19 protein-coding genes and 1 other RNA gene are annotated in these 21,209 nt (G+C 41.6%); 13 read left to right on the forward strand and 7 right to left on the reverse strand.

Going from position 1 to position 21,209, the window contains the following annotated elements:
- The first annotated feature begins 223 nt into the window (after positions 1-223).
- From NLF92_RS06545 to NLF92_RS06570, 6 genes are read left to right on the forward strand one after another with little or no spacing between them, the layout of a single operon-like run.
- A complete protein-coding gene (locus NLF92_RS06545) occupies positions 224-901 on the forward strand; it encodes a pseudouridine synthase (RefSeq protein ID WP_254100031.1) in 678 nt (225 codons plus the stop codon).
- A gap of 50 nt (positions 902-951) precedes the next feature.
- A complete protein-coding gene (mnmA, locus tag NLF92_RS06550; protein ID WP_254100033.1) occupies positions 952-2,115 on the forward strand; it encodes a tRNA 2-thiouridine(34) synthase MnmA in 1,164 nt (387 codons plus the stop codon).
- 4 nt (positions 2,116-2,119) lie between these two features.
- Entirely contained in the window at positions 2,120-2,734 is a 615-nt protein-coding gene (hflD, locus tag NLF92_RS06555; RefSeq protein WP_254100035.1) for a high frequency lysogenization protein HflD, read from the forward strand.
- 18 nt (positions 2,735-2,752) lie between these two features.
- A complete protein-coding gene (purB, locus tag NLF92_RS06560) occupies positions 2,753-4,126 on the forward strand; it encodes an adenylosuccinate lyase (RefSeq protein ID WP_254100037.1) in 1,374 nt (457 codons plus the stop codon).
- A gap of 44 nt (positions 4,127-4,170) precedes the next feature.
- Positions 4,171-4,785 carry an adenylate/guanylate cyclase domain-containing protein gene (locus NLF92_RS06565; protein WP_254100039.1) on the forward strand — a complete coding sequence of 205 codons (615 nt, stop codon included), beginning with the start codon at positions 4,171-4,173 and terminating at the stop codon, positions 4,783-4,785.
- The gene (locus NLF92_RS06570) at positions 4,782-5,924 is read left to right on the forward strand and encodes a cupin domain-containing protein (protein WP_254100041.1); all 1,143 of its coding nucleotides are present in this window, start codon (positions 4,782-4,784) and stop codon (positions 5,922-5,924) included. Before NLF92_RS06565 ends, NLF92_RS06570 begins: the two co-directional genes overlap by 4 nt.
- Here NLF92_RS06570 and NLF92_RS06575 read toward each other — a convergent pair.
- The 3 genes from NLF92_RS06575 to ppsA form a co-directional block, all read right to left on the reverse strand.
- Positions 5,921-6,340 carry a DUF4826 family protein gene (locus NLF92_RS06575; protein ID WP_254100043.1) on the reverse strand — a complete coding sequence of 140 codons (420 nt, stop codon included), beginning with the start codon at positions 6,338-6,340 and terminating at the stop codon, positions 5,921-5,923. The genes NLF92_RS06570 and NLF92_RS06575 overlap by 4 nt on opposite strands.
- Before the next feature lie 21 nt (positions 6,341-6,361).
- Complete coding sequence (ydiJ, locus tag NLF92_RS06580; RefSeq protein ID WP_254100045.1) at positions 6,362-9,403, reverse strand: D-2-hydroxyglutarate dehydrogenase YdiJ; 3,042 nt, start codon at positions 9,401-9,403, stop codon at positions 6,362-6,364.
- A gap of 193 nt (positions 9,404-9,596) precedes the next feature.
- Positions 9,597-11,972, reverse strand: a complete 2,376-nt coding sequence (gene ppsA / locus NLF92_RS06585; RefSeq protein WP_254100047.1) for a phosphoenolpyruvate synthase — start codon at positions 11,970-11,972, stop codon at positions 9,597-9,599.
- A gap of 182 nt (positions 11,973-12,154) precedes the next feature.
- Here ppsA and ppsR point away from each other — a divergent pair, with 182 nt between their 5' ends.
- Complete coding sequence (gene ppsR, locus NLF92_RS06590) at positions 12,155-12,967, forward strand: posphoenolpyruvate synthetase regulatory kinase/phosphorylase PpsR (protein ID WP_254100049.1); 813 nt, start codon at positions 12,155-12,157, stop codon at positions 12,965-12,967.
- Between the two features lie 11 nt (positions 12,968-12,978).
- Here ppsR and NLF92_RS06595 read toward each other — a convergent pair whose 3' ends face one another.
- Positions 12,979-13,347 carry an RnfH family protein gene (locus NLF92_RS06595; protein ID WP_254100051.1) on the reverse strand — a complete coding sequence of 123 codons (369 nt, stop codon included), beginning with the start codon at positions 13,345-13,347 and terminating at the stop codon, positions 12,979-12,981.
- Between the two features lie 78 nt (positions 13,348-13,425).
- A complete protein-coding gene (locus tag NLF92_RS06600; protein WP_254100053.1) occupies positions 13,426-13,860 on the reverse strand; it encodes a type II toxin-antitoxin system RatA family toxin in 435 nt (144 codons plus the stop codon).
- Positions 13,861-14,008: 148 nt separating this feature from the next.
- Here NLF92_RS06600 and smpB point away from each other — a divergent pair, with 148 nt between their 5' ends.
- A complete protein-coding gene (smpB, locus tag NLF92_RS06605; RefSeq protein ID WP_284700380.1) occupies positions 14,009-14,479 on the forward strand; it encodes an SsrA-binding protein SmpB in 471 nt (156 codons plus the stop codon).
- Between the two features lie 88 nt (positions 14,480-14,567).
- Here smpB and NLF92_RS06610 read toward each other — a convergent pair whose 3' ends face one another.
- A complete protein-coding gene (locus NLF92_RS06610) occupies positions 14,568-14,882 on the reverse strand; it encodes a hypothetical protein (protein ID WP_254100055.1) in 315 nt (104 codons plus the stop codon).
- On the reverse strand, positions 14,883-15,161 hold the full coding sequence (locus tag NLF92_RS06615) for a hypothetical protein (protein ID WP_254100057.1): 279 nt from the start codon (positions 15,159-15,161) through the stop codon (positions 14,883-14,885).
- Positions 15,162-15,379: 218 nt separating this feature from the next.
- Between NLF92_RS06615 and ssrA the strand changes: the two genes are divergently transcribed.
- The 5 genes from ssrA to NLF92_RS06640 all read left to right on the forward strand — a co-directional run bounded on the left by ssrA (position 15,380) and on the right by NLF92_RS06640 (position 21,207).
- Positions 15,380-15,737, forward strand: a transfer-messenger RNA (tmRNA) gene (ssrA, locus tag NLF92_RS06620).
- A gap of 270 nt (positions 15,738-16,007) precedes the next feature.
- Positions 16,008-17,291 carry an O-acetylhomoserine aminocarboxypropyltransferase/cysteine synthase family protein gene (locus NLF92_RS06625; protein ID WP_254100059.1) on the forward strand — a complete coding sequence of 428 codons (1,284 nt, stop codon included), beginning with the start codon at positions 16,008-16,010 and terminating at the stop codon, positions 17,289-17,291.
- Positions 17,292-17,575: 284 nt separating this feature from the next.
- On the forward strand, positions 17,576-19,078 hold the full coding sequence (gene glpK / locus NLF92_RS06630) for a glycerol kinase GlpK (protein WP_254100060.1): 1,503 nt from the start codon (positions 17,576-17,578) through the stop codon (positions 19,076-19,078).
- Positions 19,079-19,214: 136 nt separating this feature from the next.
- Positions 19,215-19,928, forward strand: a complete 714-nt coding sequence (locus NLF92_RS06635) for a hypothetical protein (protein WP_254100062.1) — start codon at positions 19,215-19,217, stop codon at positions 19,926-19,928.
- Between the two features lie 37 nt (positions 19,929-19,965).
- Complete coding sequence (locus NLF92_RS06640) at positions 19,966-21,207, forward strand: phosphoribosylglycinamide synthetase C domain-containing protein (RefSeq protein WP_254100064.1); 1,242 nt, start codon at positions 19,966-19,968, stop codon at positions 21,205-21,207.
- Positions 21,208-21,209: the final 2 nt, after the last annotated feature.

Here is a 21,209-nt window from a genome sequence, read left to right on the forward strand (position 1 = left end):
TTTTAAATGAGTGACAGATTCATTTTCAGTGATGAGTTCCATTGTTATATGTTTCGGATATTGAGTAATTTTGACATTGAGAATAACGTTAATTGAGAATAATATTAGCGACGGTTTTTTATTTTAACTAACCTTAATCTATCCCTAATGCCCCCCACTAATATCATCTTCTATTGCATCCAACATGTGTCACAATAGACACTAAACTACCTATTGTGTCAAAATGCTAAAAAATACACATGAGAACTTAGGAATGCCTCGGTTGACTAATCCCAAACAAGCCACAATAAACCGCAGACCTAGCGCAAAAAATCAAGCATTCCGTACCTCTGCAAAAAAAGCGAAACATAGACCAGAGCCGCAGCATCCTAAGATTATATTGTTTAATAAGCCTTATGATGTATTGACCCAGTTCACAGATGACCAAAATCGAAAAACGTTGAAGGATTTTATTACTATTCCCAACATATATGCTGCAGGTCGACTAGATAAAGATAGCGAAGGCTTACTGGTGCTGACTGATAGTGGTAAATTACAACACAAATTGGCTCATCCCAAACACAAAACAAGTAAAACCTATTGGGTACAAGTCGAAGGTATTGCTGATGAAGCAGCGGTAACAGCGCTAGCTAAAGGGGTTATGCTGAATGACGGCATGACGGCACCGGCCAGAGTCAAGGTCATAGCAGAGCCTGATGTATGGGCTCGTAATCCACCGATCAGAGAACGAAAAAACATTCCGACGACTTGGCTTGAGATGTCTATCACCGAGGGTCGTAATCGCCAGGTGCGACGAATGACAGCAGCGGTCGGTTTACCTACATTGCGCTTAATCCGCTACCAAATTGGGGAGTGGAACTTGCAGGGAATTGCAAATGGAGAGTACCAAATTTTGCAGTAAATGCTATAATATGCCCTTACGAATTTTCATCCATTTGAACAAGTTATCACATGTCATTTAATCCAGAAAATCAGTCTATAAAAGTTGTCGTTGGTATGTCAGGTGGCGTTGACTCGTCTGTTTCCGCCTATCTTTTAAAATCCCAAGGCTATGATGTACAAGGCGTTTTTATGAAAAACTGGGAAGAAGATGACAATGAAGAATACTGTGCTGCCGCCGAAGATTTAGCAGACGCCCAAGCAGTAGCGGATAAACTAGACGTCCCACTGACTAGCATTAACTTTGCAGCGGAATATTGGGACAATGTATTTGAGTATTTTTTAGACGAATACAAAGCAGGTCGTACGCCAAATCCAGATATCATGTGTAACAAAGAAATTAAATTTAAAGCATTTCTTGAATATGCAGCAGAAGATCTAGGCGCCGATTACATTGCGACTGGCCATTATGTGCAACGTACATTCAAAGACGGTAAATGGGCGATGCTCAGAGGCGCCGACGATAACAAAGACCAGAGTTATTTTCTGTACACATTAGCGCATGAACATATCGCCAAAACATTATTCCCGATTGGTTCTATCGCTAAACCTGAAGTGCGTAAAATTGCCCAAGAACAGGGATTAATTACGCATGACAAAAAAGACAGTACGGGTATCTGCTTCATTGGGGAACGCAAATTTAAAGATTTTTTAAGTCAATATCTGCCCGCTCAACCAGGTAAAATTGTCACCGCAGAAGGTGAAGATATTGGCACCCACCAAGGGTTAATGTATCACACTCTAGGCCAGCGCAAAGGACTCCTAATTGGTGGCACCAAAGAGCATGGCGATGAGCCTTGGTATGTTGTTGACAAAGATGTTAAAAAAAATGAATTAGTGGTTGGTCAAGGTGCTGATCATCCTCGTTTATACTCAAATGGCCTAATAGCAAATCAATTGCATTGGGTGAACAGAGAAGTATTAGGAACCACTACTAAAATGGCCGTAAAGACGCGTTATCGCCAAACTGATATTGCTTGTACGGTAGAGCCTATCGATTCTGATACGGTACGCGTGCTGTTTGATGAACCCCAAAAGGCGGTTACACCAGGTCAGTCAGCCGTGTTTTATTTGGGCGATACCTGCCTTGGCGGTGGTATTATCCAAGAATACATTCGCGAAAATAAAGCCTCCAGCCCAAACACACAATATCCATCAACAAGTGAAATGAGTTAAATCGATGTCTGATGCAATCATCGCGCTTGCTGGCGTATGCCAAGCAGCCAAATTAGTCCAAGATATCTCCAGAAAAGGGACCTGTGACGAACAAGCTTTTGAAGCAAGTATCTCTAGTATTTGTGTGACTGAACCAGATAACACCCAACAAATATTTGGACAACTCGCTAATCTACGTATCGGTTTGAGTATTATTGATAATCAGTTAAATAGCTCAGGTCCGGCCAAAGATGCAGAGCTAACTCGTTATATCGCGAGCTTGCTTGGCTTGGAACGCAAATTGGCTAAACAACCTCAGGCATTACAAGATTTAGGAACGAGAATTAGCCATATACAACGACAACTAGGCCATGTGGAATTTTCCCACCAACAAATTCTGAAAAGTCTAGCTAGTACCTATATCGATGTAGTGAGTCCTTTGGCTCCTAAAATTCAAGTTGCTGGCAATCCAAGCCACCTAAGTCAACCGAACAACCAAGAAAAAGTCAGAGCTCTTCTACTTGCTGGTGTGCGGGCCGCTGTTCTATGGCGCCAACTAGGTGGTCAGCGACGTCAAATCTTATTTAAACGTAAATACCTTTTGCAACAAGCGAAAAGTGTGTTGCAAACCATTAACTAACTGAAGGAGTCCAGTTCTGTGGATTTATCATTATTAACCGCCCTTTCTCCAGTTGACGGTCGCTATGCGAGCAAAACTGACGAGCTTCGTAGCTACTTTTCAGAGTTCGGCTTACTCAAATATCGCGTTGTTGTAGAAGTTCGTTGGTTACAAAAACTTGCCGATATAGCAGAGATAAAAGAAGTTCCTCATTTCAGTGACACAGCAAATGCTTTATTAAATGCCATTGTTGATAACTTCAGTGAAGCTGATGCACAACGCATTAAGGATATCGAGAAAACGACCAACCATGATGTTAAAGCTGTCGAATATTTTCTTAAAGAACAAGTCAGCGACAACGCTGAGTTACAGGCAGTTACTGAGTTTATTCACTTTGCATGTACATCTGAAGACATCAACAATTTATCTCATGGCCTCATGCTTGCTGAAGCCAGAGAGAGTGTCTTGTTGCCCTACCTTGATAAATTGATCGGCGAACTTAAAAGACTTGCCCTAGACTACCGTGATATTCCGATGATGGCTCGTACCCATGGTCAGCCAGCTTCGCCTACCACAATGGGTAAAGAAATGGCAAACGTGATGGTGCGCTTAGCACGTCAACGTGAACAAATCTCCAATGTCCCTATTCTAGGTAAAATTAATGGTGCGGTGGGCAATTACAACGCACACTTATCGGCTTATCCAGACGTTGACTGGCATGCCGTATCAGAGTCTTTTGTGACGAGTTTAGGATTAAGTTGGAATGCCTACACAACACAAATCGAGCCACATGATTATATCGCAGAATTATTTGATGCCATCGCGCGTTTTAACACTATCCTTCTCGACTTTGACCGTGATGTATGGGGTTATATTGCGCTAGGCCACTTTAAACAAAAAACGGTAGCAGGCGAAATTGGTTCTTCCACCATGCCGCATAAAGTAAACCCTATTGATTTTGAAAATTCTGAAGGTAACTTAGGTATTGCCAATGCATTATTTGGCCATTTAGCTACTAAATTACCAGTATCTCGTTGGCAACGTGACTTAACCGATTCGACTGTATTACGTAATCTTGGCGTTGGTATGGGCTACTCTTTGATTGCTTATCAAGCGAGTCTTAAAGGGATCAGTAAGCTAGAAGTAAACGCTGGTAGTTTAGCTGCTGAGTTAGACAATAACTGGGAGTTACTCGCTGAGCCTATCCAAACGGTAATGCGTCGTTACGGCATCGAAAAACCGTATGAAAAACTTAAAGAGTTAACCCGCGGCAAAAAAGTGAACGCTCAGGTTATGGCTGAATTTATTGATACACTTGAATTAAGTGACACAGTAAAAGCTGAGTTGAAAGATTTAACACCTGAAAAATATATTGGCGACGCAATCAGGCTTGTCGATCAGTTGTTAGATTAAGTTCTTAATCACATACTAAACCTTCAACAACTTGAGGGTTTAGTATGCCTATCCAAAACACACCGTCTTACACATTTTCCTTAAACACAACAACTACCCCGTTACATGTCAATGAACTAGTTGATGCTTGTGTATTATTTATCGACATGCAGGATTTTACTCAATTTACCTATAACAAGTCGGACAAAGCAATTGTTCAAGCATTGCATTATTGTTATTGTTTGTTTGACAACATCATTACTGAGTTCTCAGCACGGCCTATTAAATACAATGGAGATGCCTGTATCATCCTATTGGAAACGAGCAATAATTGTTTAGCCTCAAACATAGAAAATAGTCTATATTTATATAATACTTTAGCAAAGGCGTTTTCTGAACTTTGTGAGTTGTACAATGTTCAGTCAGCTCTACGCGCAGGCCTTGCATTTGGCCCCGTTTTAAGCGGTCAAATTGGCAGTTACATAAGTAGCTTTGATATTTGGGGGCATACTGTTAATCTAGCAGCAAGACTTGAACAAAATGCTCCCCCAAATTCGTTACTGATGAATAAAGCATGTCATGACCGCATGCTAAACCCATGCCTTTGTGAAGGCATTACACTTGAATTAAAAGGGTTTGTGCCACAGCAAGTTTACCAATATCACAAGAGAGAACCATGACCACATCAACCACGTTTTCCCCGCAAGATTTTTTAAGCCAATACTGGCAACGTAAACCGGTTATTATCAAACAATTTTTAAGCAACTTTGTAGATCCCATTGATGAACATGACCTTGCAGGTTTAGCTGAAGAATCTGATGTTGATTCGCGCTTAGTCATCAATGGGACCAATGGTTGGGATGTATTACAAGGCCCGTTCAGCGATTTAAACAAAGTGTGTCGAGATAGCTGGTCCCTACTCGTCCAAGGCGTAGACGTTTATAACGAAGAATGCAGTGCTCTGATGGATAAATTTAATTTTATTCCACACTGGCGGATGGATGATCTGATGGTCAGTTATTCTGTCGCTGGTGGAGGTGTGGGTGCCCATTTTGACCAATATGATGTATTTATCATCCAAGGTAAAGGGCAACGACGCTGGCAAGTTGGTGATAAAATCCTTCATCGTGATACGATCCTCCCCCATCCAAAATTGCAACAAGTCGAGGACTTTAAACCGATTATTGATGAAATACTTGAAACGGGAGATGTGCTATATATCCCACCAAATTTTCCTCATAAAGGGGAAACGATCTCTGATTGTTTGAACTATTCTGTAGGATTTAGAGCACCAGATCAATCCGAGTTATTCCAAGCTGTCGCTGACGATATCTTAGAAAAAGACAAAATAACGCGCAGATTTTCTGATCGAAATCGCCCTTTAGGTGATAGACCGGGCGCAGTCACAGCGACTGACATCACACTGCTTAAGCAACTCTTACAACAATATGTCACCAGTCCACAAATAGACCAAATATTAACTGAGCACTTATCAAAACAACATGCTAGCTTAGATATGTTTGCTTTAGAAAATGAAATCACCACCTCTCAAATGCTAGCATTTGTTAACCAAGGTATTACAGTCCGCAGAGCTATTGGTGTTCGGCCGGTATATTTAGACTATCAAGTAAACGACGAATTTATCTTCTTTATTAACGGACATCAATTTTCCGTGTCTGCAACTCAGCGCTTTTTAATGAGCCAAGTGTTAGACAATACTGAAAGTTATATCGATAGAGTTATGGAGATTGATCACGAATGGATAGAAACCATTCGTGAGATGTTAAATTTAGGCTATTACGAAATTGTGAGTGATTAACTATTCTCTTGCCATAGGTTGGTATCTTCGCTCATGTTGTAGAGACCTTCGGCACGATGGGATAGTAAATTGATATATTCAATATCAGTTGGATTAGTTGGGCTCGCGGCAGCTAAATTCTCAGCTTTTAGTTGCCAAGCCAATGCAAAATGTTTCAATACTGCTTGTACATTCGGTGCTACATCAGCTGGTATATAATCACACGGTAAATCACCACTCATGACCCAGAACAACTTTCCTTGCTGTGATTTGATTTTCCAAACAGCGACATATGGTGCCATATAACGGCTTTCTTCGACCACAACAGACGCAAATAAAACGCCATTTTCAGCTAAATGTTTATTCGCTTTTTGGAACTGTTCTCTCACCCACTCGCCTAGCTCTTCTTGATTTTGTGGTGCTGTTGGTTCAGCCATGATATCTCCTTAATCTTATTATTATTTTGGTGCTAGTTGTGAATTTAATAGCTGCAACGGATGCTTAGGTTTTGTACCTTCAAAGCGCGCAACTTGGCTCCGGCATGAATACCCGGAAACGGCCCATTGAGACTCTTGATATTTACTCAGTGCATTGCGCCAGCTCAATTCATAGATACCTTTGGCATTGTCGTAATGGGCCAATTCATGCCCATAAGTCCCGGCCATACCGCAGCACCCTACCGACACTATATCCAGCTCAAGACCTACTTGAGAAAAAATCTGTTGCCATTGTTTTTCTGAGGTCGGCAATGCCGTTTTTTCAGTACAGTGAGTCAATAAAGCAAATGGCGCTGGAGCACTTGATGTCTCACTAACTGCATGAGCAAATAAACTCTCTTGTGCAAAACGTGCCAGCCATTCATGCACAGCCAGTACAGCAAAATCACCTCTTTGTGTACCTAGCGTTTTTGTATATTCATCTCGATAAACTAGTAGCAAAGATGCATCAACACCTACCATAGGGATCTCAAGTTCAGCAACTTGATTTAAGAAATCAGCAGTATGTTTTGCGGTCACAGCAAATTTATCTAAAAACCCTTTCACGTGTTGCGGCTTACCATTCGGATGAAATGGCAGGACTACAGGTTTAAAACCTAGTTTCTCTACTAACTGCATAAAATCATAAACAACTTCTGCATCATAAAAACTAGTAAACGGATCTTGGACAATCAAAACACGCTGTGCTTTTTCTGACTTGGACAAGTTTTGTAACTGAGCTAAGTCGAATTGATATGCCTCTGAACGACTCGCTAAAGTGGGTGTCGACAATAATGGAGCATCAACATAGCCAATGGTGTGTTTCAGCACGGCCTGCGCAAGCCCCGTTTGCATGACTACGTTATGTAAACGAGGTATTTTCGCCAGTAAAGGAGCCATTCGCTCTACGTTTGCAACTAAATAGTCTTTAACTGGACGGGAATAACGTTGATAATAAATAGATAAAAACTTTGCCCTAAAATCTGGGACATCTACACCAACTGGGCATTGGGCCGAACATGATTTACACGCCAAACACTCATCCATCACCTCAAACACTTCATGAGAAAAGTCGCCTTTACTCTCCGCGGAGTTAGTATTCAGTAAACGTGACCACCAAGATGTTTGAAAGGACTGGGCGTGCAAGGAATCAATCGCGATATCTTTTTGTCCAAGCAAACGTAACCATTCACGGATCATACCTGCGCGGCCTTTTGGAGAGTGTCTTCGGTCAGACGTTATTTTACTTGAAGGACACATCGGGGATGTCGTGTCGTAATTAAAGCACAGACCATTACCATTACAACTCATGGCAGGCGCAAATTCTTCTTTAAATACCACGGGAATAGTTCTATCGTAGGTACCACGCTTCTTATCAGAAACTTTAACCAGCGCTGCGTCTGAGGCAAAAGGGGTACAAATTTTACCGGGGTTCATTTTGTTTAGTGGATCAAAGACGCGTTTGATTTTGCGCAGCTCAGCATATAGCTCATCACCGAAGAATTCAGGGGCATATTCACTGCGATAACCTTTGCCGTGTTCTCCCCACATTAAGCCACCATACTTGGCGACCAAGGCAACGACTTGATCAGAAATCTGTTTCAATAATACTTCTTGTTGCGGATCATTCATATCTAACGCAGGGCGAACATGCAATACACCTGCATCGACGTGACCAAACATACCATAATGAAGATTATGACTGTCTAATAACGCACGGAATTCCATAATGAAGTCAGCTAAATTTTCGGGTGGGACGGCGGTATCCTCGGCAAACGCAATCGGTTTTTTGGCGCCATCTGTCTTGCCTAAAAGACCCACTGACTTCTTGCGCATCCCATAGATTTTTTGAATATCAGTGACATCGTAAGTAATTTGGTAACCAATAACGCCGCCTTTCTGTGTTTCTATATCCTGGTCTAACTCAGCGGCTAAGCGATTAATCCGTTCAGTGATCTCAGCTTCATCATTACTGTTGTACTCAACCATATTCAAACCCAGCAGAGTTTGGTCAGGTACGTCAGTAATTAAATCAGACACTGAATGCCATACAATATCTGCACGGGCTAAATTCAATACAATAGAATCCACGGTTTCGACCGAGGTTGCTTTAGCGGCTACCATCTTAGGAGCATGCCGTAACGCCGCCTCAAAAGAATTGTATTTGATGTTGACCAACGCTTTATGATTGGCAATCGGCGTGATGTTTAATTTGGCTTCTGCGACGAAGGCCAAAGAACCCTCAGAACCTGCGATTAAACGACTAATATCGAACTCATCGGTTTCTGGTAAGTATGCGTGTTCTAAATCATACCCGGTTAAAAAACGATTCAAACGAGGAAATTTAGCTAAAATTTCATCTCTAAACCCGACACAAGATGCTTGGATTTGTTGCGCAATAGCCTGGATAGACTGGTCAGAATGCCCAAGCAGCAGATCTTTAGGTGTAGGCTCGGTTTCTAAAATATCACCGTTGGCTAGAACACTGGTGAGACCAAGTATATGATCTGATGTTTTACCATAGACTAATGAGCCCTGACCAGAGGCATCCGTGTTGATCATGCCGCCAATGGTCGCCCGGTTTGAAGTAGATAAGTCTGGTGCGAAAAAATAACCATGAGGTCTAAGCGCATCATTAAGCGCATCTTTGACGACACCTGCTTGCACTTTAACCCACCCTTCTGCAGGGTTAATTTCTAAAATTTGATTCATGTGGCGCGCCAACTCCACCACAATACCTGACGTCAATGATTGTCCATTTGTTCCCGTACCACCTCCTCGAGCCGAAAAAGCGACCTCTGGAAAATCAGCAACTAAACGCCCTAAAATTGACAAGTCGGCAACTGATTTTGGATAAACGACGGCTTGAGGTAACTTTTGATAGATAGAATTATCAGTAGCCATAGCAAGACGGCTCGAATACTGGGTTTCAATATCACCTGAAAACTCGCTCTTTTGTAATGCAGCCAAGTAATCCAAATAATGGCTTTCTAAAGCTGCTTGACTATCTAATACCGGAAGCATAGCTATCTCTCTAACGTAGGAGGTACATAATGCTAGAAGTATACTAGAGGATAGAAAGGGACAGAAGAGTTTGCACAAAAAAGCGCCTAAAAAAGACGCTTTATCGTGTAAATGTTTTACACTTTATTGTTCTAAAATCAGCAGAATAGTTCAATCGTCCTAATCTGCTGAATAATTCAGCTAGTTAGCTACACTAAGCAGTAGTTTGCTCAGCTAAATATAACCACGTTTCAACAACAGTATCTGGATTTAGAGAAACTGAATCAATCCCTTGTTCCACCAACCAAGCTGCTAAATCTTCATGATCAGAGGGACCTTGACCACAAATCCCAACATATTTACCACGCGCTTTAGCAGCTTTGATAGCCATCGCTAAAAGTTTTTTCACTGCTGGGTCACGTTCATCAAATAAATGCGCAATCAAACCAGAGTCGCGATCTAAGCCTAAACTTAGTTGCGTTAAGTCATTTGAACCAATGGAGAAGCCATCAAAAATATCTAAGAATTCATCTGCTAAAAGTGCATTGGATGGTAATTCACACATCATGATGACACGTAGACCATTTTCACCCTGTACTAAACCTTGTTCAGCCAGTAACTGAATAACTTGTTTACCTTCTTCTAAGGTTCTAATGAAAGGGATCATGATCTCAACATTCGTCAAGCCCATGTCATTGCGCACACGCTTAATCGCTTCACATTCTAAGGCAAAACACTCACGAAAATCTTCTGAGATGTAACGAGACGCACCACGGAAACCTAGCATTGGATTTTCTTCATCAGGTTCGTATTGATACCCACCCACTAAATTAAAGTATTCATTCGATTTAAAATCAGACATGCGCACAATAACTTTTTCAGGAGAAAAAGCAGCACCGATAGTAGCAATCCCTTCAACTAATTTTTGGATATAAAACTCACGTGGAGAAGGATAACCAGCCATCATTTCACTGATTTCGGTTTGTAATTCTTCTGGTTGATTAGCGAAATCTAATAGTGCTTTAGGATGCACTCCAATCATTCTGTTAATTATAAACTCTAGGCGTGCTAAACCGACACCGGCATGAGGCAAACGTGCAAAATCAAAAGCGCGGTCTGGATTGCCCACGTTCATCATCACTTTTAACGGTAACTCAGGCATGGCATCAATGCGCGAAGTTACTACATCATACTCTAATTCTTGACCGTAAATAAAACCAGTATCACCTTCAGCACAAGAAACCGTGACACGCTGTCCGGTGGTAATGCTTTGTGTCGCATCACCACACCCAACAACAGCAGGGATCCCTAATTCACGGGCAATGATCGCAGCGTGACAAGTACGACCTCCGCGATTCGTTACGATAGCTGACGCGCGTTTCATGATAGGTTCCCAATCAGGATCGGTCATATCAGTCACTAATACATCACCAGGCTGGATTTGATCCATATCTTCAATGGAGGCTAATACTTTAGCTTCTCCAGCGCCGATTTTATGACCGATGGCACGACCCGTACAAATAGTCTGTGCATCGCCATTTAATTGATAACGCTCGATGACTTGTGCATCTTCTCGTGAACGCACAGTCTCTGGGCGTGCTTGTACGATGTATAATTTACCATCGGTACCATCTTTCGCCCATTCGATATCCATCGCACGACCGTAATGTTGCTCAATAATTACAGCTTGTTTCGCTAACTCTTCAACTTCAGCATCACTGACTGAAAACTGCAGGCTTTGCTCAGCTTCGATATCAACAATTTCAACTTGCTTACCATGCTCTTGGGAGTCAGCATAAATCATTTGGACTAATTTACTCCCCAAGTTTCTGCGTACGACTGCTGGTCGACCGGCTGCTAAAGTAGGCTTGTGTACGTAGAATTCATCTGGATTGACAGCCCCTTGCACCACCATTTCACCTAAACCATAGCTTGAAGTAATAAACACAACATCTTCAAAACCCGACTCGGTATCAATAGTAAACATAACACCAGACGATGCTCGGTCTGAACGCACCATACGTTGAATACCAGCGGATAATGCAACACCTTTATGGTCATAACCTTGGTGTACACGGTAACTAATGGCTCGATCGTTAAATAACGAGGCAAAAACGTGCTTGATTGCAACAAGGACCGCATCATAACCGGTGACGTTTAAGAAAGTTTCCTGTTGCCCGGCAAAAGACGCATCAGGCATATCTTCAGCGGTTGCAGAAGAACGCACAGCAAAAGAAGCACTCTCACCTGCCGTTCCTTGTAACTCAGAAAAAGCAGTTTTGATGGCTGCTTCCAGCTCTGGTTGAAATGGCGTATCGATGATCCAATTGCGGATCTTTTCACCCGCTTCACCGAGTGCAGTAATATCATCGACGTCTAAATTGTCGAGAATATCGTGAATTTTGGCTTCAACACCACTTTGCTCTAAAAATTCATTAAACGCATAAGCTGTGGTAGCAAAACCACCTGGTACTTGTACACCTGCATTCGACAGGTTTGAAATCATTTCACCTAGTGATGCATTTTTACCGCCGACGCGACCAACATCATCCATTCCTAGTTCTTGGTACCATAAAACATATTCTTGCACTTGTGCTTCTCCAGCCGTATTGTAGGGATTGCTGTTTTTTTGATTATTTGCTAATTTCTGCAGTGAAAACAGATGATTAAAAAACAACCAATCTATAAAAAACTATTGTAGATTGAAGGTCTTAGGCTTGTAAAATTTAATTGCAAACCGTAATAAAATTACAACATTGTTAAGGAATTGTTATGCGAAGTGCCTTTTATATTTCTGACGGAACTGCTATCACTGCAGAGGTTTTTGGGCACGCATTACTGTCTTTATTCCCCATTGAGTTCAATCATGTCACGATCCCTTTTGTGGAAACTGAGCAACAAGCTAAAGAAGTCTTACAACAAATTTCTGTAAGTTTTCAAGATTCCCAAGAACGGCCGCTTGTTTTTCACACAATAGTGAATACGGAAATTAGACATATAATTGCTAACTCAGTCGGTATTAATTACAATTTCCTTGATCAATTTGTCGCCCCTATTGAAAAAGTGTTAGGGGTTCCTTCAAAACCAGAAAAACATCGTACCCATAGCATTCACGAAACCACATACGACATTCGTATTGATGCCGTAAATTACGCACTGAACAACGATGATGGTGCCAATCTGAAGAATTATCACGAAGCAGATATTATTTTAGTTGGTGTATCGCGCTCTGGTAAAACCCCCACGAGTCTGTATTTAGCTTTACAATACGGCATTAAAGCTGCCAATTACCCTTTTACAGAGGAAGATATGGGAGATGTGTTAAAACTGAACCCGGCATTGCGACGTTTTAAAGACAAACTATTTGGGTTAACTATCCAAGCCGAAAGACTGCACCAAATCCGCTCAGAGCGCAGGGCAAATTCGCGCTATGCTTCTATGCAACAATGTCGGATGGAATTACGTGAAGTGGAAAACTTGTATCGCAAGGAAAAAATCCCTTTTTTGAATTCGACAAAATTCTCCATTGAAGAAATTTCTGCAAAAATTTTAGCGACCACTGGTCTGAAACGTAGAAAATATTAAATATTGCTGTCCTAAACAGCTCTTTTAGCACGACCGCCGGTCACTTTGTCTGCTCGGCCTTCTGCCTTCGCTTTTTCGGCTCTTTGTCTACGGACCTCTTTGGGATCGGCAATCAGTGGGCGATAAATTTCAATGCGGTCATTGTTTTTAACAACATCGGTCAGTTTGCAAGTGCGATTCCAGATGCCGACCTTATTGATAGTCAAATCAATTTCTGGATAGACTTCAGTGATCTTGGACATATTAATCGCATCTTCGACAGCAGTAGCAACCGGAACAGATACCGTTTTGATGGTCTGCTGCTCTGGAGTGCCATACACAACTTCTATCGTTAATAGCTCTGTCGTTTCTGCGCTGTCTGCATGGATAGAATCTGTCATGTAAATACAAAACCCTTAATATTACTGATTTAGAATGTGTTGCTTATTTAACACCGCTGCGCGTGATGTAAAAATGCACTAAGCCGTAGCTTGTTCTTTTGCTCGTTTAATAAATGCATCTACCATACTGTTGGCCAATGCATGGAAGATTTTACCAAAAGCTAACTCAACTAATTTAGAAGTGAATTCAAATTTTAGGTGTAATTCAATTTTACAGGCAAATTCATCCAGTTCTGTAAATGTCCAACCACCTGTTAATTCTTTAAAAGGGCCATCCGCAAGATCCATGGCGATGGTTGTATTCGGCTGCAGCGAATTTCTCGTTGTAAATGTCTGTTTAATCCCTGCTTTTGCTATATGCAGTGCGGCGACCATTTCAGTATTAGTGCTCTGCAACACTTCACTGCCAACGCACCCTGGTAAAAATTCAGGATAGCTCGGTACATCATTGACCAAATCATACATCATCTTGGCACTGTACGGGACGAGTGCACTTTTTTTAACTTCGGCCATGCTCTTGACCCACCTTTCTCTTTCACTAATAGACGCATTCTACCATGTTTGTTGAAATAGTTAATTTTTACGCCTTTTTATTTCGGTTTTTGCCCCGATTATAAGATTATTCATGACACTACATACCACCTCAAGGTATAATATTTCAATGAAAAAGAAATCAAAAAATCCAAGCTCTACAATTGCCTTAAACAAGAAGGCACGCCACGAATTTCATTTGCATGACAAATTTGAAGCGGGCATTGAATTGCAAGGCTGGGAAGTAAAAAGCATCCGCTCAGGCAAGGTTAATCTCACCGATAGTTATGTATTCATAAAAGACGGCGAAGCGTTTGTCACCAACTTGAGTATCACACCGTTGAACCAAGCATCAACGCATGTCATTTGTGACCCGACACGCACCCGAAAGTTACTGCTCAAGAAACAAGAAATTGAACAATTAATGGGTGGTTTAGATCGCCAAGGACTGACGATAGTCGCTACGGCCATGTATTGGAAAACATGCTGGGTCAAGCTTGAAATCTATTTAGCCAAAGGTAAGCAAGCGCACGATAAGCGCGACACGATAAAAGATAGAGACTGGGCGAGACAAAAAGAACGGATGATGAAGAAGTCTTAATACTAACACTTATGCCTAACTCCTCTCCATCTAACTCCACATCTTAAGTCAAACGTATAACCTAAGATGTGGCAGATTTATGCGCCTATTAGATACTTTGGCTTTTGGCATTAATCTTCTCGTTACTCAGATAAAAACTTACCCTTTTAAGTTTAATGGGGCTATCCTGAATAGCGATTGTCACATATGAAAAACCTTTTGCTCTCGCTTCTTGCTTTGCTTGTTCAATAAATGCGGCTAAATCGTTTTGTTGAGAATCGCTCTTTTGCGATACAGTCAAGAAGTTTTCAGAAAGATAAGCTACTGTAAAATTGCCAGAAGATGCCGTTTGTTTTTTTATAGCCGTACTTGCACAACCAGAAAGACTTAATGTGATGAGTAAAAGTAAAAGTATATTGCGCATTTATATATCCTGTTCAAAAGCAACTTTATTGTCTGAAGGTATCGCGTGATAATGTTGGTTGTGACTAAGTAACTCTTGGAGGAGTAACTTACATTTGAACAAGGCATACCCCACTTTTGGGATCAAAGGAATGAGGTTTTGATCAAAAGATAATATTTTGTCAATGTCGGACTTTGTAATGACGACACGCCCTAAGTTCGCTTGGTAAAACAAGTTAGTTGAAGAAATGAAACTCAAAAAATCTTGGAAATTTCTTTTATTTAATCTAATTTTAAACATGTATTTACTCCAAATACTGTTGTTCACAACAAACATCATGTAAGAGATCTCTTACATGAGTTAGATATTCATTCTAGCTTTCGTGGGAAAAAAAGATATAAGCATTATTCTTAGTCAAACATAGAAAATTTCTTAGTCTTTTACTTGTTATTTAAATGGATTCAAGACGAATAAATAGAGACAACAAGAACAAGCAGTGCTATGATTTCTAAACATTTGGGGCTGATTAGGATTCGACAGGATTCAATGATGCTTGAGGTGCATGCAGAGGTGCGGTTGGCCTCTTTAAAAAACCGCAAAAAAATAGTCGCAAACGACGAAAACTACGCACTAGCAGCTTAATAACCTGTATAGGCCCTCCCACTCAAGTTTTTTCTGCTAGCTGAGGTTCGGGAGGTCATCCCAGTAGAATAGCGAGGGAAGCTTGTCTAAGGCTGAACCGCGAAATAGTATTAGGCCAGCCTGAAAAGATCCTGTTTGCCGGAGCTTCTAAGGTTAAATAAAAGACAAACTAAGCATGTAGTACCAACGGTTGACGCTTTCTGGACGCGGGTTCAAGTCCCGCCAGCTCCACCACTTGTCTTATGTTTAAAGACCTCCCAGGGATTTAAAGATAAAAACCAACATCTTAACCACGGTTTAAAAATGCTCAAACCGTGGTTTTTTTGTTTTTAGTGTATTCATTGAATTTCATCCGCGTAACCGGTTCGCACATTATCTGTTTATTTGATGCATAACCGAGCATCAATCTATTTCATTGTAAATCATCATTTAAGGCTAAAATCGCAGGGTGTATTTTGCGTATTTTTTGCTAGTATGCAGTGACAACTTACGAGGATACATTCAATGAAATTAGAATCACTGGTCTTACATCACGCATACACTTCAGAAGAAACAACAAAAGCAGCTGCGGTACCAATCTATCAGACAACTTCTTATACTTTTGACGACACCCAACACGGTGCTGACTTATTTGATTTAAAAGTTCCTGGTAATATTTATACACGCATTATGAATCCCACCACCAACGTGTTGGAAGAGCGTATGGCTGCCGCTGAAGGTGGTATTGCAGCTTTGTGCGTTTCCTCAGGAATGGCCGCGATAACCTATGCCATCCAAGCATTAACCCAAGTCGGTGACAATATCGTTAGCACGAGTCAACTCTACGGTGGCACTTATAACTTATTTGCTCATACTTTGCCTCGTCAAGGGGTCGACGTGCGTATGGCATCTTTTGATGACCTAAGTAAAATCGAAGCATTATTTGATGAAAATACCAAAGCGGTATTTTGTGAATCCATTGGTAACCCAGCCGGTAATGTTGTTGACCTAGCCGCTTTATCGGCACTGGCGCACAAACATGGGATCCCTGTTATCGTGGATAACACCGTTGCCACCCCTGCCCTGTGTCGTCCAATCGAACATGGTGTAGACATCGTCATTCATTCATTGACCAAATATGTAGGTGGCCATGGTACGACAATTGGTGGTGTTATCATCGACTCAGGAAAGTTTGACTGGGTGGTAAATAAAGCACGTTTCCCTTTGTTAAACGAGCCTGATCCATCCTATCACGGTGTGGTATATACAGAAGCCTTAGGTCCTGCAGCCTACATTGGTCGTTGTCGAGTCGTACCACTGCGCAATACTGGAGCCGCACTATCACCACACAGTGCCTTTTTGCTGTTACAAGGTTTAGAAACCCTGCCTTTGAGAATGGAAAGACATTGTGCTAATGCCATTAAGCTAGCAGAATATTTAGAACAGCATGAGGCTGTTGAGTGGGTAAATTATGCTGGTTTACCGTCAAGCCCATATCATGCAATCTGCCAAAAGATGTCCAATGGTTTAGCTTCTGGCATTATCAGTTTTGGTTTAAAAGCGTCTGACCCTAAAGCCGCTGGTGGCAAATTTATTGATGCTTTACAAATGATACTGCGTTTGGTCAACATTGGTGATGCAAAATCACTGGCATGTCACCCAGCATCAACCACCCACCGCCAATTAAACCCCGAAGAACTTGCTAGTGCCGGTGTTTCAGAAGGCTTAGTCAGAATCTCGGTGGGTATCGAGCATATTGATGACATTATTGCAGACGTAGAACAAGCGATTCAAGCCGCTACAGCATAATCAGAACAAAGACCAAAGCTAGTATGAGAGCAGTGTTGCCCCAGATGAGCAGATATATCATCAGGGGCAAGTATTCAGCTCAACCATACTAGCTTTTTTTATATTATTGTTTTTGTATAAACAAAACCGTTACGAAAAATCTACGACTATGGTATAACAGGTATGTTAAAAAAATGTATCTAATACCGATTGGTCTGGATTTGTTGTGCACAAAAATACGAAATATACAGCAGTAAATACATTACCGGATTCGATAAATAAAATTAATAATATAAGAGAGTTTCATGTCTAACGCGAAAACACCTACTACACATCAAGCAATTATCGCTATAGATCAAGGTACCACTTCATCACGAGCTATTTTATTTAACCAACACGGCGAACAATTACATAGCTATCAACAAGAATTTACTCAACATTTCCCCCAATCTGGTTGGGTAGAACACGACCCACAAGATATTTTAAATACCAGCTTAATCGCCACAAAAACAGTTATGGAGTACGCCCAAGCAAATAGTATTGAGGTGCTAGCTGTGGGTATTACCAATCAACGAGAGACGACCCTAGTGTGGCATAAGGAAACAGGAGAACCTGTTTACAATGCCATTGTGTGGCAAGATCGCAGGACCAGTGCGTTTTGTGCAGAAAACCAAGAGTATGCAGAGTGTATCACCGCTAAAACTGGTCTACTTTTAGATCCCTATTTTTCAGCATCCAAGATTGCATGGATCCTGAACAATGTCGAAGGCGCCAGAGCCCAAGCCGACTATGGCGAACTCATCTTTGGTACTGTTGATACCTTTCTGATCTGGCATCTAACCGCAGGTAAAGTACATGCTACGGATACTACCAATGCATCCAGAACGAATCTATTTAACATCCATACATTAGATTGGGATAGCGAACTGTTGGAGTGGTACGACATTCCAGCCAAGATGTTACCCGAAGTAAAAGAAAGTGCAGATGACTATGGTATGACTAGCACAACTGCACTCCCTCTGAATGTGCCTATTGCAGGGGTCGCTGGTGACCAACAAGCCGCCTTGTTTGGTCAATGCTGTTTTACTCCAGGAGGATTTAAAGCAACTTATGGCACCGGTTGCTTTGCCCTGTTAAATACTGGTACAGAACCACAAAAATCCAACCATCAAATGCTGACTACAGTTGGCTATACCTTACATGGTGAAACCTATTATGCACTTGAAGGCTCTATTTTTACTGCAGGTGCCAACATACAATGGCTACGTGACGGTATAAAAGTCATAAAAAGTGCATCTGCAACGAAAGCTTTGGCCGAATCACTGGAGTATGACCATGGTGTTGTTCTGGTCCCTGGTTTTGCTGGCTTAGGGGCACCACACTGGGAAGCTGACGCACGTGCCGCGATTTATGGGATGAGTCGGGGGACTACCGAAGCCCATTTTGCACGCGCTGCATTAGAGGCTGTGTGTTATCAAACGTATGACCTACTGACAGCCATGAGTGCTGATTCAGTATCAGCTGAAGCGGTTTGGGTCGATGGCGGAATGGTCGGTAACGACTGGTTGTGTCAATTCTTAGCCGATATGTTACAAGTTGCTGTATTGCGCCCAAAAACGATGGAGTCAACAGCTTTAGGCGTTATGTATCTCGCGGGTTTACAAGTGGGTTGGTATAAAGACACCCAAAGCCTGCAACAATATAAGGTTGTCGATAAAAAGTTCACTCCCCAACTAGATGATACGACCAGAAGCATGTTGCTGACTCGATGGCAAAAAGCGGTTGCGGCAACATTAGCATTTATCTAGTTTAGTGAGCTAACTTCAAAAGCTTGCAAAAAAACCAGCTCTTTTATTGAATATATTCGTTACACTGAATACTTTCAACTAGAGGAGCTCCCATCTTTTAGGTATCATTAGACGCAAATTATATGGACAAGTATTTATGACTCAACGCTCTTTTGACGAAGTACCTAATATTGTATTACAAGACAACGACAGAGTTGTTCCCAAAGCGTCTACGCCACCGCCTCCACCTGTACAAAATTCCTCAAGTAATGGGTTAGCTGTATTTGCGTTACTTTTAGGATTCGCTGCATCAGGCCTTTCTGGTTATTTATTTTGGCAAAACACGACTCAAAGTGAACTTCTCAAACAGTCTGAACTAAGAATTGCTGATTTAGAAAATCGCCTCTCCGCAACAGGCGAGGAAATGGGTAACTCTACCGTCGCTCTGCAAGTTAAAGTGACTGAATTATCTAATCGCGCAGAAGAGTTGTGGGATCAAATGGATAAATTATGGGCTTCAGCGTGGCGCAGAAATCAAAAAGATATTAAAGATTTAAACCAAAAATTTCTCACTGGGCAGGCTAACGATAAAAACGCTCGCGACAAAATAGCCACAAGCGCCACAAAAAGTGTGAATGCTGTGGACAAAAAATTCGATAGTTTGCAAAATGAATTCAATACCACATTAAATGATATCTTAGCGGTTAACTTGGAATTAGAAGGTGTTAAACAAGGGTTACTTACCTCACAAAATACGAGTAACGTATTAAATGATAAAATTGCCATTCTTGAACAACGCAACGCCAGCTTGAAAGCTAAGGTCTCTTCGTTAGAAAAAAATATCAAAACCATTCAGCCTGCGACACCCTAAGGCTGGTTTCGTTTAATTTACGAAAAATAAGAATAACATGAAAATTTTATTGATTGGTGTGGGTGCTTTTACGCATGGATTAGCAAAAACACTCCAAGATGCAGGTGCTGAAGTCATCGTTTGGCTCAGCCGTGATTACGCACATTTTGGTCCAGCACAAGTTTGTCCAGCTTACACTCCACAAGAATTTGTGTCGCCGGTTGAACTGTTAAATAACCAACCATGTGACATTATGATCCCAATGTCGATCGACTGGGCGACTCAGCCCTGGGCAGATGCATTATGCGCTTTATTACCTGTTTTTTGCCCGAATGGCGAAGCATTACAGTTAGAAAGAGATCGCGCTTACGCGCAACAAATTGGCGAATCATTAGGTATTCATTTCCCAAGATCTTTTGTGGCGAATAACCGTTTAGATGCATTAGCCTTCCTAGAAGAATTTCCTGGAGCCTACGTGATCAAAAACACCTTGTGCTCTCCGACGTCTCCGATCCACACTATTGTATGCGAAACATTAGAAGACACATTGAGCTGGCTTGACCGTATTGATTATGCAGAAGGTGTGTTTTTCCAAGAATACATGGGGCACAAGGAAGCGGGTCATATTGCTTTTGTGAATCGAGGTCAAGTAACGTCTTTAATTTCAAATCAAGAATATAAACGTGCTTTTGCGGGTAACATGGGCAAAATCGCAGGCGCTCCGCTAGGTGGTATTGTCGCTCAAGATCCAAATGACGAATATGGCTTATGTGAACGACTCATTGCACCTTTGCAACCATGGCTTGAACAAACAAAATATACCGGTCCATTACAAGTCACCGCCATGTATCAAAACGATGAATGGTCGGTGATAGAATACAACGCTCGCTTGGGCGTAATGTGCGGCCCTATTATCATGAGGATGTTAGAAAACCCTTTGGATATGCTAAGAGCCGTCATAGATCCCGAGTTTGCTTTTGTACCCAAATTTGTTGCAGACAAAAAATTGGGTTGTTCAGTCACTCTGGCAGGTTATGGTTACCCATTCCTGGAAGTCACTGGACCTGCATTTCCTATAAAAATCTCAGATACCAGCAAAGATATTTGGTTCAACGAAGTCACCGGTACTGAGGGGCAAATATTGGCGGATGGACATCGACTTTTAGATGTGAATGGATATGGTCAAAATCTCACTGAAGCGATCCACAATACCTACGCTATTTTAGACACAATCTCTTGTTCAAATAGCTATTATCGCAACGATATTGGGTTATCTCTTTGGCCTCCTGGAAACGATTAAAT

The organism is Opacimonas viscosa (assembly GCF_024199005.1).
GTDB classification, from domain to species: Bacteria; Pseudomonadota; Gammaproteobacteria; order Enterobacterales; family Alteromonadaceae; genus Opacimonas; species Opacimonas viscosa.